Consider the following 16738-nt stretch of genomic DNA (forward strand, 5'->3'; position numbering starts at 1 on the left):
ATGTCCGAGATCAAGATCGTAAACCTCCGCAAGCAGTTCGGCGATTTCGTCGCCGTCGAGGATTCGAGCTTCACCGTCGAGGACGGCGAGTTCTTGGCGCTGCTCGGTCCCTCCGGATGCGGCAAGACGACGACGCTGCGGATGATCGCCGGGCTCGAACTGCCGACCAGCGGCAGGATCTATCTGGACGGCAAGGACGTCACCTTCAACCGCGCGAGCGCCCGCGACATCGCCTTCGTCTTCCAGCTCTTCGCCCTCTATCCGCACATGAATGTGCGCCGGAACATTGGCTTCCCGCTCCTGTCCCAGGGCGTCGCCAAGCCGGAAATCCGCACCCGAGTCGAGGAAACCGCGAAGCTCTTGAGGATCGACCATATCCTTGACCGCTCGGTTTCCGGCCTCGCCGGCGGCGACCGCCAGCGTGTCGCGCTCGGCCGGGCGATCGTCCGGCGTCCGAAATGCTTCCTGATGGACGAGCCGCTCGGCACGCTCGACGCCGAATTCCGCGAGGTGATGGTTCATGAACTGCGAGAACTGCACAATCGCATCCATGCCACGACCGTCTACGTCACCCACGACCAGCACGAGGCGATGGCGATGGCCGACAAGATCGCCGTGATGAACCATGGCGTCATCGAGCAGTTCGGCACGCCGCAGGAAATCTACAATCGTCCCACGTCGATGTATGTCGCCGACTTTATCGGCTCGCCGCCGATGAATTTCATGCGCTTCAATTCGGGGCTCAGGCGGGGGACGCGGTCGATCGTCCTCGACGGTCACGAAGTCGCCGTGCCGGAGGTGGGGGAGGACGTCGCGCCGGGCGAAATGGCGCTCGGCGTGCGTCCGGAACATATCCGCTTCAGCGATCAATCTCCCATCCGCGGCGCTGTCTATGGCAGCGAATATCTCGGCACCAACCAGATCGTCGCCGTGGAGACCTCCGCCGGCATCGTCAAGGCACGCGTTTCGGCGGACCGCAGCTTCAGTCTTGGCGAGACCGTCGGGCTCGAATTCAATCCGGCAAAGCTCGCCGTCTTCGACTGTGCCTCGGGCCGGGCGATCGCCTCCTCCCTCTATGCGGGCGCGCGCCATGTCTGAGGTCGTTCTTCACCGTATGGGCAAGACTTTCGACGACACGGTCGCGGTCGAAGATCTGTCGCTGACCATCAGGGACGGCGAATTCGTCGTCCTCCTCGGGCCGACGGGCGCCGGCAAGACGACGACCCTGCGTTTGATCGCCGGGCTCGAAAGGCCGGATTGTGGGCGGGTGACGATTGCCGGTCGCGATGTCGGCCGGCAATCGTCGGCCGAGCGGGACGTGGCCTTCGTCTTCCAGCAATATTCGCTTTATCCGCATTTGAGCGTCTACGACAATCTCGCCTTCCCCCTGCGCTCCCCGGCCCGGCGGCTGAATAGTGACGAGATCGATCGGCGGGTGCGCGAGGTGGCGCGCATGGTTCGGATCGAGCACAAGCTCCAAAGCCGCTCGACGCGGCTTTCGGGCGGTGAGATGCAGCGCGTCGCGATCGGCCGCGCGCTCGTTCGCCGGCCGGCGATTTATCTGATGGACGAGCCGCTGTCGTCGCTGGACGCCAAGCTGCGCGCCGAACTCCGGCTGGAACTGAAGCGCATCCAGAAGGAGCTGGGCTCCACGCTGCTCTATGTCACCCACGACCAGGTGGAGGCGATGACGATGGCCGATCGCATCGGCATCCTGTGCGAAGGGCGGCTCGTGCAGATCGGCACGCCGCGGGAGATCTACGCGGACCCGGCCAATTTGCACGTCGCGGCGCGCCTCGGCCAGCCGCACATAAACCTGCTGCCGACCGATCTCCTCCCAGGCGCGGCGCCACCCTCGGGCGCCAGAACGATCGGCGCGCGAACCGAACATCTGGAGATCGCCACGGACGCTCAGGGCAATGCCGAGGTGGACTGGATCGAGCACCTCGGCGACCAGAACCACCTGCACATACGGGTGAGGGGCCACAAGCTCGTCACGCTGGCAGATCCATATCTCTCCATCAAGCCGGGCGACCGGATCAACCTGACGCTGAGACAGCCCCTTTATTTCGGGTCGGACGGCGAGCGGCTGCGCTGATGCCGCTGCGACCAATCGACAAGCAATTGGATGACCACGATGAAGCATTTTTTCAACCGCAGGGAAAACATCGTTACCGAAGCGCTGGATGGCTTGATGCAGACGGCGCCGGCGGGGAGCCTCGCGCGCCTCGACACCTACCCCGATATCAAGGTCGTCATGCGCGGCGACTGGGACAAGGCGAAGGTTGCGGTCATATCGGGAGGCGGAGCCGGCCATGAACCATCGCATGCGGGCTTCGTCGGGAGAGGCATGTTGAGCGCGGCGGTTTCCGGCGAGATCTTTGCCTCGCCAAGCGTCGAGGCGGTGCTGACGGCGATCCGCGCGGTGACCGGGTCGAAGGGCTGCCTGCTGATCGTCAAGAACTATACCGGCGATCGCCTCAACTTCGGGCTCGCAGCTGAAAAGGCGCGCGTCGAAGGCTTTCGAGTCGAGATGGTCATCGTTGCCGATGACATCGCGCTCCCGGATATCATCCAGCCACGCGGTGTCGCGGGAACGCTCTTCGTCCACAAGATCGCCGGTCACCTCGCCGAGTGCGGCGCCGATCTCGAGACCGTTACCGCCACCGCCCGCTCGGCGGCGCGCGATATTGTTTCGCTCGGCGTTTCGCTCTCCTCGTGCTCGATCCCCGGCCAGGCCCATGCGGAACGGCTCGAGGCGGACGAGGGGGAACTGGGACTCGGCATCCACGGCGAACCCGGTGTCGAACGGATCGCCCTGCAGGAGGCGCGCAGCATCGTTGCGACCATGTCCGAGCGGCTTTCCCGGGCTTTGCCGGGAGACGGCGGCTATGCGCTTCTCATCAACAATCTCGGTGCCGTGCCGCCGATCGAGATGGGACTGATCGCCCACACGGTCCTTTCCTCTTCACTCGCCGAGCGTGTGAAGCTGACGATAGGCCCGGCGCCGCTGATGACGGCGCTCAACATGAACGGCTTTTCGCTTTCCCTGATGCGGCTTGACGGTGCGCGTGAGGCAGCATTGAAGGCGCCCGTCGGGCCGCACGCCTGGGTACCCGCAGTCGAGCGGCATGACGTCACCGTGCTGCCGGCGATTGCCGTGCCGGCCACCCAGTCCATGGCGGCCAGTCACGATCCGGCCGCCGACCGGCTGATCGCGGCGATCTGCGATCACCTGCTCTCGCTCGAAACTGAGCTCAACCACCTCGACGCACGCGCCGGCGACGGCGATACCGGCTCGACCGTGGCGACAGGCTCGCGCAGCGTCCTGGCGCAGATCGAAAGGCTGCCGCTGAAGGACGTCGCCGCGACGCTCTCGTCGATCGGCAGCATTCTCAGCACCAGCATGGGCGGCTCGAGCGGCGTGCTTCTGTCGATCTTCTTCACCGCCGCCGCCAAGGCATATTCGGACACGAGAGACATGGCGGGGGCGCTGCTGGCGGGACTGGAACGGATGACCTTCTACGGGGGGGCAGGCGTCGGCGACCGCACCATGGTGGATGCTTTGGACCCGGCACTGCGCGCCCTCAAGGACGGCGGTCTGGCCGCGGCCGCGTCCGCTGCGCGTGCCGGCGCCGACGCGACAAGGGCGATGAAGAAGGCGAAGGCCGGGCGCGCATCTTATGTCGGCGAAAGAGATCTCGACGGCATACCCGATCCGGGAGCCATGGCGGTGGCCGCGGTCTTCGAAGTCGCAGCAGGGCTTCGTTAATGCACGTCGCGCAAGACGGTGCAGCCGTTTGGGGATGACGACATGCATGGAAACGAAGACTGAAAGCGCGTGGCACGAACCCGTTGGAATGCAACGCGCCTTTGGCATGTGCTCTAACGATGGCGGCCGATCGCGAGTATGATCGAGCGAGGGTTGGTAAAAGGTGTTGGTCGTGCTGGCGAATGCTGCGCTCATAGGCGGGTTGATCGAGGTCTGCCGCGAGGCGATTGCCGCCAATGCCGATCATCTGTCGGAGCTCGACAGGGCGATCGGCGACGGAGACCACGGCATCAATATGCGTCGCGGCTTGGAGGCGGTCTATGCCGAGCGAAGCCGGCTCGCAGAGCTTGCCCTGCCGAAAGCCCTGGAGGAGATCGGCTTCACGCTCGTCATGAGCGTTGGCGGCGCGGCCGGTCCGCTCTACGGGACGCTGCTGATCGCGATCGGCCGCCAGCTGGACGGTGCGAACGGCCAGCATGACTTCGCACGCGCGCTCGAGCACGCCATCGATGCCGTCGCCCGGCGCGGCCGCGCCAGCCCCGGCGACAAGACGCTGCTCGACGTGCTTTACCCTGTGCATGCCGAAGTGGTAAGGCGCGCGGGACTGGCAGGTATTTCCGAGCAGGCGGAAAGGGCGGCAAGGCTCACTTTCGGCATGAGGGCGATGCGCGGGCGTGCCGCGTTTCTCGGCGACCGGTCGATCGGGCATGTCGATCCAGGCGCCAAGAGTTGTGCGCTGATGACGGCAGCGATCTGTCGTTTCTTGGAGGAGCAATGTCCGGCTTGAACCCGAAATCCGCAAATGTCGGCATCGTCATCGTCTCGCATTCTCCGCTCGTCGCTGAGGGCGCCGCCGACATGGTGCGCCAGATGGTCGGCGATTGCGTGCCGCTCGCCTGGTCGGGCGGCAACGCCGAAGGCGGCCTCGGGACGCATGCAGCCGGAATATTGGCAGCGATCGAACGGGCCTGGTCGGATGCGGGCGTCGCCGTCTTCGTCGATCTCGGCGGGGCGGAGACCAATAGCGAAATGGCGATTGAAATGCTCGGCGAGCCGCGTTCTGGAAGGGTGATCATTTGCAACGCGCCTCTGGTCGAGGGGGCGGTGATGGCCGCCGCTGAAGCGTCGGGCGGTGCGGTTCTCGCCCGCGTCGTTGCGACCGCGCAGGAGCTGTCGCCGTGATGGATAACAGGTCGCGACGGGAAACGCCGGAGGCGGTCGATACGCACGGTTACTGCCAAGCGGAGATCGAGGTGACGCACGGCTTCGGGCTGCATGCTCGTCCGTCGGTCATCTTCACGCGGCTCGCCAAGTCGTTTCCCTGCACCGTCGAGATCGAGGTCAACGACAGCCACGTCTGGCTTAACGGCAAGAGCATCGTCAAGATCATGGGGGCGAGGATTCGCACGGGCTCGATACTGAAGATCCGCGCCCGAGGTTTACGCGCCGCAGAAGCGATCCATGCCCTCAAGGCGCTTGTCGAGCGCGACTTCGATGAAGAAAAAAAGCATGGCCGAAGCGCTTGAAATCGCCGGAACCGCCGCCTCTCCCGGCGTGGGGCTCGGGCCTGTCCATCGCGCCGCCGATGTACCGGCAGAGGTGTTTGCGCTACGCGACACCGTGGCCGCGGAGCGCGACAAGCTGCGGCAGGCCATCGCTACTGCCATTGCGGAGCTCCGGGCTCTCGCGGACCGGTCGGACGAGGAGAGCGCCGGCATTCTCGATTTCCAGATCGAGATGCTGCTCGATCCGGCTCTCGTCGAAATGGCCGAGGGTCGGATCGTCGCCGGCGACGGCGCCGCTCTCGCCTGGGTCGGGGCACTCGACGACTATATCGCCGGTATCGAGGAGGCGCCCGATGAGCAGCTGCGCGCCCGCGCGGTCGACATCGTCGATATACGCAATCGCGTCGTGAGCGCGCTCACGGGTCTTCCTCTGGAGAATTTCGCGCCGGGTTCGGTCTTCGTCGGCAAGGACCTTGAGCCAAGCCGCTTCCTTGCGCATGACTGGACCGCCGGCGGCGGCATCGTCCTCTTTGAAGGTAGCGTTTCAAGCCACGTGGCAATGCTTGCGCGCGGCCGGTCGGTGCCCATGGTCGTGGCCACGGGGCGGTTCGAAGTGGCCGACGGCGCACGCGTGCTCGTCGATGCGAATAACGCCCGGGTCGTTGTTGCGCCCGACGATGAGCATGTTCGCGAGGCGAAACCGATAAAAGCTGAAGCAAGGCCAATCGCCGCGCGCCGCGCCGGCGGAGTGGTCGAAACCGCCGACGGCGTTGCGATCCGGCTGTCCGCCATCATCAACGATCCAACGGAGCTCAGGGCCATTGACCCCGCGTCCTTCGCGGGCATAGGTCTGATGCGGACCGAATTTCTGGTGGCTTCGTCTGCGGATGCCGTCGACGAGCAAAGGCATTACGACATCTATCGGCATACACTGGAATGGGCCGGCGACGCGCCGGCGATCGTGCGCATGCTCGATTTAGGCGGTGACAAGACATTGCCGGGTCTAGGGGCCAGGAAGAGCGAATCCTTCATGGGCCTCAGAGGCATCCGGTTGCTCCTGGCACGGCCGGAGCTTGCCCGCGCCCAGGTGCGCGCGCTGTTGCGCGCCGCCGTGCACGGCAATCTTGGCGTCCTCCTGCCGATGGTGACTGTGCCGGACGAGCTCGATGCGATGCGGACCTACTTCGAAGAGGAGCGCGCCGTTCTCTTGAGGCGCGGGGTGGAGGCGCGCATGCCGGAGATCGGTATGATGGTGGAGGTTCCGGCGGCGGCGCTGATGCTCGAGCGCTTTTCGCGCTCGGCGTTTTTCTCTTTCGGCACGAATGATCTGGCGCAATATCTGATGGCTGCCGCAAGAGACGACCAAAGCGTCGCCGCCCTTTACGACGCGGCCACGCCAGCCGTCCTGAGGGTGATCGCTCAGGGCGTGGACCTTGCCGAGGCGATGAAAAAACCGATCGGGATCTGCGGCGAGATGGCCTCCGACCCCCGACATGTACCGGCGCTCATGGCCGCGGGCCTTCGCCACTTCTCTGTGGCGCCCAATCGCGTGACTGACATACGATCGATAATCAGCGGCTTGTGCACGGACGGCAGGCCGCGGCGGAGATGAAATGAATGTCGCGCGAGACGGTTGAGGACCCCATCATCGCCTACAAGACGATCTTGGCGCAGATTATCGACAATCGGCCGTCAGGAACCCGTCAGCGCCTCGCCGAGGCACTCGGCAAGCATCGCAGCTTCGTCACTCAGGTGACGAGTCCAACCTATTCGACCCCGCTGCCGGTGCGCCACCTCGCGACGATCTTCCGCGTCTGCCATTTCAGCCCGGGCGAGCAGGACCGCTTTCTTCAGGCCTATCAGTCCGCGCACCCGGGAAAGCTGCCGGATTTCGCAAGTGCGGAGAAGCTGCGCCAGCTCTCGCTGATCGTTCCCGATCTCGGCGATGAAAAGAAGAACCGCCTGTTCGACGAAGCGATCGAGGAGCTCGTCCGGAATATGGCGAAACTGGTCGGAATGATGGATTAGAGGGTCGTGGTGTGTTTCAGTATGTCGCTGCCTCCGGCAGAACCCCCTATGTTCCTGTCCGATCGAGCGGCGATTTGCGCAAGGCAGGAGAGCACGGCGTCGTGGGAGGGGCAGGATGAAGAAATTCATGAACCGAGCCGAGACGCTGGTTGCTGAGAGCCTGGCGGGCCTGGTGGCGGCCCACGAACGGCTGGTGACCTTCGGAGCCGACGGGAAGTTCGTTCGCAGGCGCAGCCTTCGGCCGGGCAAGGTCTCGCTCATTTCGGGCGGCGGCGCCGGGCACGAGCCGATGCATGTCGGCTTTGTCGGGAGAGGTATGTTGGATGCCGCGTGCACTGGGCATGTCTTCACTTCTCCAACGCCAGACCAGATTGTCGCCGCGATCCGGGAAACGGACGGTGGCGAGGGATGTCTGCTCATCGTCAAGAACTATGACGGCGATGTCATGAATTTCGAGATGGCCGCCGAACTCGTCGCGGCGGAGCACCGGATCGCTACCGTCGTGGTGCGCGATGACGTCGATCCCGGCGGGTCGAAGCGCAGCCAAGGCAGGAGAGGCGTTGCAGGAACCATCGTGGTGGAGAAGCTGCTCGGGGCGGCGGCGGAGGCCGGCTGGCGGCTCGATGAACTGAGTGCGCTCGGCGAGAGCCTGAACGGCCGCATCCGCACGATGGGGGTTTCGCTGCGTGGTGTTGCCGTGCCCGACACGGCGCGGGAGACCTTCGTTCTGGCTGAAGATGAAATGGAGATCGGGGTCGGCATTCACGGAGAGCCAGGCCGCGCACGGGTCACGTTCGCCACCGCCGACGAAATTGTGAAAACTATGCTCGAGGCAATCTTAGGCGAGCTGGCATCGGAGCGCGACAAAAAACTCCTCATGTTCATCAATGGCTACGGTGGTACACCGGCGGCCGAGCTTTACCTCGTATACAATGCTGCGAAAGCGCAGTGCGAGCGCCTCGGCCTTACGATCGCCCGGCCGCTGGTTGGGACCTATGTGACCTCTTTGGACATGGCGGGCCTGTCAATCACCGTTGCGGGCCTCGAGGAACGAGAGCTTTCGCTATGGGACGCGCCGGTAGACACGGCGGCGTTGCGTTGGGGAGGCTGATCGGATCTTTCACCTCTGGGCGCTTCGGCCTGTGCTTTGAAGGTCGCATTAGTGTACTGAGGGGACCTGCCGGCGCCACAGAGCATCGACCTGTGCCGGTCAGTCTCGGTGGGTTGGATATAATTCGGCCGTAGCCAATCCTGCGACCGAATGAACTTCAACCGAACTTCACGCGCCGGCAGCGGCCCACCTGGGAATTGGACGAGCCATCCGCCAATCGAGATCGGCCCAAGGTCGATGCCAGTGAGGCCGAGCTTGGCGATTAGTGAACCGACCTCCGCCTTAGATCGCGGATCGTCGCCAGAGTAGAAGAGCACGCGGCTTGCACCTTCGGAGTGTGGTCGCCGGAAAGAAGGTGCGGCTGGAGGTGATTGAATGCCTTCACGACGCGAGCGCCCGGCACTAGACTTGCGAAGATTTCCGTCGACAGACGGCCGTTGAGCTCGGCCGGCTTGAACAGAGGTCCCTCGATCGGATTGTTGGCGTCAATCACGGTCCCGCCCGCCCACTCTGGAAGACCAGCCAATGCCTGGGGAAGCTTCGACAAGGGGACTGCGATGAGGACGATGTCCACCTTTGCCGCCTCTTCGATCGATCCTGTCTTGATATGCGGCGACATCTCCAGGGAAAGGTCTTGAAGAGTTTCGGGACCACGACTGTTCGAGATGGTGGCAGCGATGCCGTTGCGGGCAAGGGCGCGGGCGAAGGCGGAGCCGATCTGGCCGGCTCCTATGATACCAATGGACATGGAATTGTTCGTTGCTGTGGCCATGGGTCAGGCGGTGAAGCCGCCATCCGCGACGATGTCGGCGCCCGTCACGAACGCGGCCTCCGGGCTGGCGAGGTAAGCAACGACGCTGGCGATCTCGTAATCCTTGCCGTAGCGGCCGATCGCCATGCCGAGACACCCTATGATACTGTGATGTTCGGCGCCGGCGCGACGATCGAGCCGATGACGCCTGGGCTGATCGCCTTTTCGCGTCGGGCGCTTGAAACGTCGCGCCGGGTGGCAGCGCCCTGCACCGGCGCCTTCGTTCTTGCGGAGGCCGGTCTGCTGGATGGGCGCCGTGCGACCACGCACTGGGCCTTCGCGCGCCGGCTGCAGGAGCGATTCCCGGCCGTGAAGGTCGAGGACGATCGCATTTTCATCGTCGACGGAAGCGTGTGGACGTCTGCCGGGATGACCGCGACCATCGATCTTGCGCTTGCGATGATCGAGAAGGACCACGGGCAGGACGTTGCGCGCTCAGTCGCCCGCAAGCTCGTCGTCTATCACCGGCGCGCCGGCGGCCAGTCGCAGTTCTCGGCCTTGCTCGAGCTCGAGCCGAAGTCCGACCGGATCCAGAAATCTATCGACTACGCCAAGGCGAATCTCGACGGCGTGTTGTCGGTGGAAGAACTGGCGGAAGCGGCAGGGCTGAGCCCGCGCCAGTTCAGCCGGGCGTTCCGGGCTGAAACAGGACAGTCGCCCGCCAAAGCCGTGGAGAATCTCCGCGTGGAGGCGGCCCGGCTGATGATGGAGCAGGGCCGGCACTCCATGGACGTCATCGCAGTGGAGACGGGTTTCGCCGATCCCGATCGCATGCGCCGTGCCTTTCTTCGCACGCTCGGCCAGCCGCCGCAGACGATCCGGCGGAATGCGCGCGAGAGTGCGTCCGCATAATGAGAGCTGACGCAGCGGATCTGAAACCTATCGTATCTGGATCGTGCAGCGACACGTCGCTTTCATCAGCTTGCCATCTCACCGCGACGCTGCATACCCTGCTCCACAGCTTCGCCACGCATCTGCTGGAGGCGAACACCGACGTGCGGGTGATCCAGGTTCTGCTCGGCCATGTCAAGCTGAGCAGCACCGCCCGTTACACCCACGTCGCCACCAAGCTGATCCGCGACACCATCAGCCCGTTCGAGCGCCTGCAGCAGTTGGAGGATCTGGCCCTGAGGCGTCGGCTGGAATGAAGCGCGCGCCGGGGTGTCCCGGCAAAAGCTGGAGGTCGCTGACATCTTCCGGGCCTATGGTCCTGCGTGGCGGCGAGCCAATGCCGGGCATGTCAGCCTGACCCAGCTCAAGGTCATGGCGGCGATCGAAGCCTGCCGAACCGAGGCGCTCGGCGGGCATGTGGCGGCTTGCACCAAGTGCGGGCATAACCACATCGCCTATAATTCCTGCAAGAACCAGCACTGTCCGAAGTGCCAAGGACCTGCGGCACGGGACTGGATGGCCGCCGGCGCCGCGGACCTGCTGCCGGTCGAGTATTTCCACGTGGTTTTCAGCCTGCCGGCCGAGATCGCCCAGATCGCTGACTGGAACAAGAAGGTTGCCTACGACCTGCTGTTTCGGGTATCGGCCGAGACGCTGAGCACCATCGCCGCCGATCCTCGGCACCTTGGCGCGCGCATCGGTATGACCAGCGTGCTACACACTTGGGATCGGCGCTGACCCATCACCCGCATGTGCACATCATCATGCCCGGCGGGGGGCTGTCGCCGGATGGCACACGGTGGATTTCATGCCGCGCCGGGTTCTTCCTGCCGGTGCGGGTTCTGTCGCGCCTGTTCCGGCGATTGTTTATCGCAGGGCTGCTGGCACTCCATTGCGCGGGCGATCTGAGGTTCTACGCTGATCTGGCAGCTCTCGCAGAGGCTGACGTGTTCGCCGCCTGGCTGGCTCCCTTGCGCAAATCCGACTGGGTGGTCTATGCCAAGCCGCCGTTCGGCGGTCCCGAGGCCGTGCTGGCCTATCTCAGCCGCTATACCCACCGGGTGGCGATCTCCAACAGCCGCCTGATCAGCGCCGATGCCGAGGCGGTCACCCGCTGGAAGGACTACCGGATCAAGACCGGCGACCGTCAGAAGGTGATGCGGCTGGCCACCGACGAGTTCATCCGCCGCTTCCTGCTCCATGTGCTGCCCGACGGGTTCTACCGCATCCGCCATTATGGCCTGCTGGCCAGTGCGGGCCGCAAGACCAACGTCGCAAAATCCGCGCTCTGCTTGGAGCGGAAACGGCCAAACAAGATGGTCCGCCAAGCGCTGAGGCGATCCCGCTCACTCTGAGAGAGCCATGCCCCGACTGCGGTGGCCCGATGCGCATCATCGAGATCTTCCGACGCGGCCAGAAACCCAGATGCCGTGCGCCACCGAGAAAGCCGGCCACATGACAAGACGCCCGTCACATTGGCCAAAGCCGATCCGGAAACAGGCCGCATGCCGAGATTGCATCGCTTTGCGCGCAATCACGTTGAGCATCGCAAAAGCGGCGAAATCGGCAGCAACGAGACCGCCAGATCTGCTTCCGATCATCTCCTCCCACGCCCTCAGGTCGGCCCTTATGCTTCTGCCGCCAGGGCCGAAGTCCACAACAGACGCCCGCAGCCCCGCGCTTTCCCCATAGTCCCCGCCCAGCCTCCGCGGCTTCCTCCTTCCAAGGTTTGTCAACGCGGGCCGCCAACGCCAGCGGCAAACGTCGAACTCCGGCCCGCATCGAAGAACCTTCAGGTGAGCGGAAGTTCGGAAGCCCCTCGGCTGAGGTCTGCTCCCGGCCGGGTTGCAGTCGTTGCGTGGCTCCCTATACTGCGACATCGCAACAACAAATGTCGGAGTTAGAATCATCGCTCCATCGGGGGATTACGACAAAGTCGCTGCAGCGGAGAAAGTGTTCAGGTGCTCAATTTACTACCTCCGCAGCTCTCAAGGACCGCTTGAGCATCCTGAAGATCGAGCGTCCCGTGGCCGTTAGAGAGACAGCCGAGGAGCGGCATGAGCAGCTCGCAGGCCTGCGCTCTAAGACCCTGTGCTCGCCAAAGCCGGGCCAGACTCACCGCCGAGCGCAGTTCCCACATCTTCGCATTCTGCATGCGGGCGACGTCGAGCGCATGGCGGAAGCACGCCTCGATTTCGGCAGGATCGCACTCTGAGCTCGATGATATGAGTTCGCCCTTGAGCCGATGCAGCTCCGCCTCGCACCAGCGGTTGCCAGTGCGCGCGACAATGGTAAGCGCCTCGTCAATCAAGGTGCTACCCTCGGCAAAACGATCAGCCTTTCCATGCGCCTCCGCGAGTAAGCCCATCGCCCAAGGCGCCGTCATTCCTGACCCGATCGCCTGCATCCCAGCTAACCCGTCTCTCAACCGCTGAATGCCTTCCGCGATCAGGCCCCGCTCTGCCAGCACCCATCCCTGCAGGAAGACTCCCTGGGTGTGCCAGAATGGAAATTCATGTTCGGCCGCGAACGCCAACGCCAACTCCGCCGCCTCTTGCGCCTTGGCGATGTCGCGTCGATGCACATGCAGAATCGCCGCCCATGTCAGTACATAGGCACGGCTGAACAAATGGCCGAGGCTCGCCGTCATGGCGAGCGCCTCGTCCATCAGCTCCAGCGCCCGGTCATCGTGGCCGAGATACCACAGCGCCATGCCGCCACGGCACAGGCAGATCGGTCCTCCATCCTGTCCATAGAGTGCTAGATGGGCCCGGTGCTGGGCGATGTCGTACTGGCTGATCCCGTGCTCGAAGTGCGTCCATGCCGAGGCGAATTCGCCGCGCCAGGAGCAGGTAATGCCCAAAGCATAGGACGCTTCCACCACGAGCACTGGATCCGAGATCTGCTGCGCCAACCTCAGAAGCCGTTCGCCAAGGTCCCGCGCCGCGGAAAGTTCGGACCGCACCGCATGATGAATGGTGAGACCGAGGAGCACCGGGAACAGCCTGGGCGTTTCCTTGATCCGCTCCGCCAGGATGAGAGCACGGTTGTAGACGCGCTCAACCTCCGGGTGGCCATAGCCCTTCGCGGCGGTAAGCACTCGTCCCATGGTGATCAACAACGTCAGCTCAAGCTCGAGGCGCTCCGGATTCTCGGGCATCTGGGCGAGCAGGTCGAGTGCCTTGGCCAAATGGCCGACGGCCTCGGCATTCGCCGCCCGCTCGTTTGCATGCTCGGCGGCCCGGTGCCAGAACACGACGGCTTGCGGCAGCTCTCCTGCCTCCGTCAGATGATGGGCCATGAGCTCCGGCTGAGCGGACACGACATGTGGGGCGAGTTCTTCGAAGACCTGCGCAATGCGGCGATGTAGTTCCCGGCGGCGGCTCTTGAGGAGCGACTGATATGCGGTATCTCGCACGAGCGCGTGCTTGAAGCTGTAGATCGCTTTAGGGGGACTTCCGCGCCGAAAAATCAGCTCAGTAGCAACCAGTTGATCAAGCCTCCTCTGCAGCTCATGCTCATCGAGCACTGCTAATGCCGCAATCAGCTCATAGGAGAACTCGCGCCCAATGCAGGCGCCGATCTGGGCCACCACCTTGGCCCTGCCGAGGCGGTCGAGGCGGGCCATGAGTGAGTCGTGTAGCGTTACCGGGATCGCCAGCGGTGGCATATGTGCAGCCAGTCCAAACTGATCGCCGGCCACTCCTAGGAGACCAGATTCGAGCATGGTTTTGGTCAACTCCTCAAGGTACAGCGGTACGCCATCGGTGCTGGCCAGGATGTAATCGAGCACTCTGGCAGGCAGTGCCTTTCCGCCGGTCAGCCGTTCGACCAGCGATTGAGCGTGCACCCGGTCGAGACGATTCAGGACCACCTTTGTCACGTGCCGGTAACTACGCCAAGGCGGGACGAACTCGGGCCTGTGGGTAATGACCAGCAGCACCGGGAGCTGCCGGATGCGGTTCACGAACAAGCCGAACAGCTCAAAGCTACTCGCGTCCAGCCAGTGAGCGTCCTCAAGCACCAGGAGCACCGGCTGCTTCGCAGCCAGTCTGGTAAGCTGGGCGATGAGCACGTTGAAGGTTCGATTCTTACGCTGTTGGGGCGCAAGATCCAGTATTGGACAGCGGCCGGTGGCTGGAATTCCAAGAAGCTCAGCCAACAATGGGAGCGCTTCGCTCACCTCACCCATCTGTTCCGCGATCAGCGCCTGGAGTTTGGCGAGCTTCACGACCGATGAATCCTCGCGTTCAAATCCCGCTTCCTGTTCAAGCTGGGCAATCACCGGACGAAGCGCGCTGTTGACGTGGTATGGCGAGGAGAAGTAGCGGCGCAACCTGTGTGGTTCTCGAAAGAGACGCTCGCGAAGGGCTAAGGCGAGACGCGACTTGCCGATTCCGGCCTCACCCTCGAGCAGGACGACCTGACCTTCGTTGGTCTTGGCCTGAGTCCAGCGATCGACCATCAATGCGAGTTCCGGGTCACGGCCGACCAACGGCAGAATGGTCGCGTGACCGACCTCGAAGCGGTCGTCGCTACGCACTTCGCCGAGCACCCGAAACGCTTCAGCCGCCCCGGAAAAACCTTTGATCGGCCGCAGTCCGATGCTTTCGAGCTTGAACTGACCCCGCAGCAGTGCGCGCGTCGCTTCGGCAATGACCACTGTGCCGGATCCGGCCAACGCCTGTAGGCGGGCCGCCAGGTTCGGCGTTTCACCTACGACGCTGCATTCCTCGGCCTCGCCGGTGCCGATGATGTCACCCACCACGACCAGGCCAGTGGCGATTCCGATCCTAACAGCCAGGTGTTCGCCTGCCGCATCCAGCCGGTCGACGGCCTCAACGACCGCGAGGCCGGCCCTCACGGCCCGCTCGGCATCTTCCTCGTGAGCCTGCGGATAGCCGAAGTATACGAGGACGCCGTCGCCCATATACTTGGCAACAAAACCGTCGTACCGGCCGACGATCTCGGTGGCGCAAGCACGGTACGCAACGATCGACTGCCGTAGGTCTTCTGGATCGAGGCGGGCGGAGAGTGCTGTCGATCCAACGAGATCGCAGAACATCACCGTAAGCTGTCGCCGTTCCGCCTCGCTGTGGACCGGTGATACGGAGGGACGTCGTGCCGCCGTGGGCAGCGGCGACTGCTGAGCCAGGGTCGCGGCCGCCCTGAGAAAACGCTTGCGGTCACCAAGTGACAGTCCGAGTTCCTTGAGCTCGGCATCGGTGAGATCGTCAACGACATCGAGATCGATGCCGTTCTTCAAGAAAGTTTGGCGATACCGCTCAAGCCTGATGCTGGCGAGCCAGTCTCCGATGTCGGGCATGACCTAGCATCCTCTGACATGGTCGAATTCGGCTTGTTCTGAGGCGCTTTCCCACGAGTCGAGGATATACAGCTTACACCCGTGGCCCTGATCAGTCCTCGACAATTCAGTCCCACCAGCAGCAAGCGGTCGACCACCACCGCCTTTCGTGAAGGCTCGCCCGGGTTCACGATTAGCCCGCGTGAAGCTAAATTCCCGGAGCTGGAGGAAAGCATCGGAAATGCTGTGCCCGTCTGATCTGAGCCGATTGCCAGTTTATTGTAAGAACGCGGCCGTTTCAGTTACCTTGGGCACTTCATGACGAGAATTAGTTGCCACAATCGGTCTTGGCGTGTTCGATCGGCTGGCACCGACCGACAAGCGCCGCAAGTAGCATCGCATTTTTGCTGCCGTGAAATTCCCGGCGGGGAACTTTTCCGCCCCGGCTAGAAGTTGGCGAGCGGAGAGGAGCGCTATGCGTCCGACCGAGCGTGCCAAGCTGATTGAGTGGATTGCGGCTTTCGCTAGCCGGTCACGCAACAGGTCTGCTTTGCGCAGATACATCGGAAGTCCCGGACGCTAGAAGCGTATGACCGCTCAGGGTCGGCTTCGGCCTTCAGCGGGGCCAAAGAGCGGCGCTTCAATGAGAAGCGCCGCTCTTTGCGCTATTAGAATTCAACCTGTTCAGAGATAGCGAGCGCGTCGTCGACCTCGATTCCGAGGTATTGTACGGTGCTCTCCAGCTTATTGTGGCCGAGCAAGAGCTGGACGGCGCGCAAGTTGCCTGTCTTTTTGTAGATGTGTGCCGCCTTCGTCCGCCTCATTGAATGCGTGCCGTAGCGTTTGGGATCAAGTCCGATGCTCGACACCCATCGCTCGACAATCCGGGCATATTGCCGCGTCGACGGATGCGGCTTTGTGTGAACTCGACTTGGAAACAAATAATCCCGTTCACCTAGTCTGCGACTTGCGATCCAAGCAACGATGGCCTCCCTTGTCTGGTCGGTCGATTCGAATTGCACTGGTCGGCCGGTCTTCTTCTGAATGATAATCGCCCGGTCGCGAACCCTCCCGGAGATCGAAACGTCGCCAACTGAGATCGCGACGAGATCACAAGCTCGTAGTTTGCTGTCGATCGCGAGATTGAACAGCGCCAGGTCGCGCATCGCCCAACATCTGAAGGCGGGTTCGGATGGCCCAGACCTCCTTCGGCTTCAATGGGGGCTTCTGACCGATGATGCGGCCCGAGTTCCAGCTAGACATAGCCTTCCTCCCAACAGCCTCCCTCCACACCGCAGCGCTCACCTTCGAGCGG

The 16738-nt window shown here is 63.4% G+C and carries 11 protein-coding genes and 5 pseudogenes; 12 read left to right on the forward strand and 4 right to left on the reverse strand.

Annotation, left to right across the window (positions count from 1 at the left end):
* The 9 genes from USDA257_RS13325 (at nucleotide 1) to dhaK (ending at nucleotide 8416) form a co-directional block, all read left to right on the forward strand.
* Nucleotides 1-1098, forward strand: coding sequence for an ABC transporter ATP-binding protein (locus USDA257_RS13325; RefSeq protein ID WP_014763488.1), 1098 nt, complete (start codon nucleotides 1-3; stop codon nucleotides 1096-1098).
* Nucleotides 1091-2098, forward strand: coding sequence for an ABC transporter ATP-binding protein (locus tag USDA257_RS13330; protein WP_014763489.1), 1008 nt, complete (start codon nucleotides 1091-1093; stop codon nucleotides 2096-2098). Before USDA257_RS13325 ends, USDA257_RS13330 begins: the two co-directional genes overlap by 8 nt.
* Nucleotides 2099-2137: 39 nt before the next feature.
* A complete protein-coding gene (locus USDA257_RS13335) occupies nucleotides 2138-3772 on the forward strand; it encodes a dihydroxyacetone kinase subunit DhaK (protein ID WP_041414187.1) in 1635 nt (544 codons plus the stop codon).
* 166 nt (nucleotides 3773-3938) lie between these two features.
* The gene (gene dhaL / locus USDA257_RS13340) at nucleotides 3939-4559 is read left to right on the forward strand and encodes a dihydroxyacetone kinase subunit DhaL (RefSeq protein WP_370057269.1); all 621 of its coding nucleotides are present in this window, start codon (nucleotides 3939-3941) and stop codon (nucleotides 4557-4559) included.
* Nucleotides 4556-4954, forward strand: a complete 399-nt coding sequence (gene dhaM, locus USDA257_RS13345) for a dihydroxyacetone kinase phosphoryl donor subunit DhaM (RefSeq protein WP_041415222.1) — start codon at nucleotides 4556-4558, stop codon at nucleotides 4952-4954. Before dhaL ends, dhaM begins: the two co-directional genes overlap by 4 nt.
* Nucleotides 4954-5298 (forward strand): HPr family phosphocarrier protein, encoded by a 345-nt coding sequence (locus USDA257_RS13350; RefSeq protein ID WP_014763493.1) that lies wholly within the window; start codon nucleotides 4954-4956, stop codon nucleotides 5296-5298. Before dhaM ends, USDA257_RS13350 begins: the two co-directional genes overlap by 1 nt.
* Entirely contained in the window at nucleotides 5282-6889 is a 1608-nt protein-coding gene (locus tag USDA257_RS13355; protein WP_041414188.1) for a phosphoenolpyruvate--protein phosphotransferase, read from the forward strand. Before USDA257_RS13350 ends, USDA257_RS13355 begins: the two co-directional genes overlap by 17 nt.
* A 5-nt stretch (nucleotides 6890-6894) precedes the next feature.
* Nucleotides 6895-7305, forward strand: a complete 411-nt coding sequence (locus USDA257_RS13360; RefSeq protein WP_014763495.1) for a hypothetical protein — start codon at nucleotides 6895-6897, stop codon at nucleotides 7303-7305.
* A gap of 115 nt (nucleotides 7306-7420) precedes the next feature.
* Nucleotides 7421-8416 carry a dihydroxyacetone kinase subunit DhaK gene (dhaK, locus tag USDA257_RS13365; RefSeq protein ID WP_014763496.1) on the forward strand — a complete coding sequence of 332 codons (996 nt, stop codon included), beginning with the start codon at nucleotides 7421-7423 and terminating at the stop codon, nucleotides 8414-8416.
* Between the two features lie 173 nt (nucleotides 8417-8589).
* Here dhaK and USDA257_RS13370 read toward each other — a convergent pair.
* Both USDA257_RS13370 and USDA257_RS38785 read right to left on the reverse strand, forming a co-directional pair.
* Nucleotides 8590-9164: pseudogene (locus USDA257_RS13370) on the reverse strand (NADPH-dependent F420 reductase); the annotation flags it as partial.
* A gap of 27 nt (nucleotides 9165-9191) precedes the next feature.
* Nucleotides 9192-9281, reverse strand: a complete 90-nt coding sequence (locus USDA257_RS38785) for an SDR family oxidoreductase (RefSeq protein ID WP_370057266.1) — start codon at nucleotides 9279-9281, stop codon at nucleotides 9192-9194.
* Between USDA257_RS38785 and USDA257_RS13375 the strand changes: the two are divergent.
* From USDA257_RS13375 to USDA257_RS13385, 3 pseudogenes are all read left to right on the forward strand, one after another.
* Nucleotides 9249-10079 (forward strand): annotated as a pseudogene (locus USDA257_RS13375) (GlxA family transcriptional regulator); the annotation flags it as partial. The gene USDA257_RS38785 and the pseudogene USDA257_RS13375 overlap by 33 nt on opposite strands.
* Before the next feature lie 83 nt (nucleotides 10080-10162).
* Nucleotides 10163-10375: pseudogene (locus tag USDA257_RS13380) on the forward strand (tyrosine-type recombinase/integrase); the annotation flags it as partial.
* A gap of 13 nt (nucleotides 10376-10388) precedes the next feature.
* A pseudogene (locus tag USDA257_RS13385) lies at nucleotides 10389-11577 on the forward strand (IS91 family transposase).
* A 498-nt stretch (nucleotides 11578-12075) separates the two neighbouring features.
* On the opposite strand, the gene USDA257_RS13390 reads toward USDA257_RS13385, so the two are convergent.
* Nucleotides 12076-15444, reverse strand: a complete 3369-nt coding sequence (locus USDA257_RS13390) for an AAA family ATPase (protein WP_014763500.1) — start codon at nucleotides 15442-15444, stop codon at nucleotides 12076-12078.
* Between the two features lie 647 nt (nucleotides 15445-16091).
* A pseudogene (locus USDA257_RS13395) lies at nucleotides 16092-16686 on the reverse strand (tyrosine-type recombinase/integrase).
* Nucleotides 16687-16738 lie beyond the last annotated feature (52 nt).

The organism is Sinorhizobium fredii USDA 257 (assembly GCF_000265205.3).
GTDB classification, from domain to species: Bacteria; Pseudomonadota; Alphaproteobacteria; order Rhizobiales; family Rhizobiaceae; genus Sinorhizobium; species Sinorhizobium fredii_B.

Coding starts and splice junctions, on each gene's coding strand:
- USDA257_RS13325 (WP_014763488.1), top strand. CDS start 1: ATGTCCGAGATCAAGATCGTAAACCTCCGCAAGCAGTTCGGCGATTTC.
- USDA257_RS13330 (WP_014763489.1), top strand. CDS start 1,091: ATGTCTGAGGTCGTTCTTCACCGTATGGGCAAGACTTTCGACGACACG.
- USDA257_RS13335 (WP_041414187.1), top strand. CDS start 2,138: ATGAAGCATTTTTTCAACCGCAGGGAAAACATCGTTACCGAAGCGCTG.
- USDA257_RS13350 (WP_014763493.1), top strand. CDS start 4,954: ATGGATAACAGGTCGCGACGGGAAACGCCGGAGGCGGTCGATACGCAC.
- USDA257_RS13355 (WP_041414188.1), top strand. CDS start 5,282: ATGGCCGAAGCGCTTGAAATCGCCGGAACCGCCGCCTCTCCCGGCGTG.
- USDA257_RS13360 (WP_014763495.1), top strand. CDS start 6,895: ATGTCGCGCGAGACGGTTGAGGACCCCATCATCGCCTACAAGACGATC.
- dhaK (WP_014763496.1), top strand. CDS start 7,421: ATGAAGAAATTCATGAACCGAGCCGAGACGCTGGTTGCTGAGAGCCTG.
- USDA257_RS13390 (WP_014763500.1), bottom strand. CDS start 15,444: ATGCCCGACATCGGAGACTGGCTCGCCAGCATCAGGCTTGAGCGGTAT.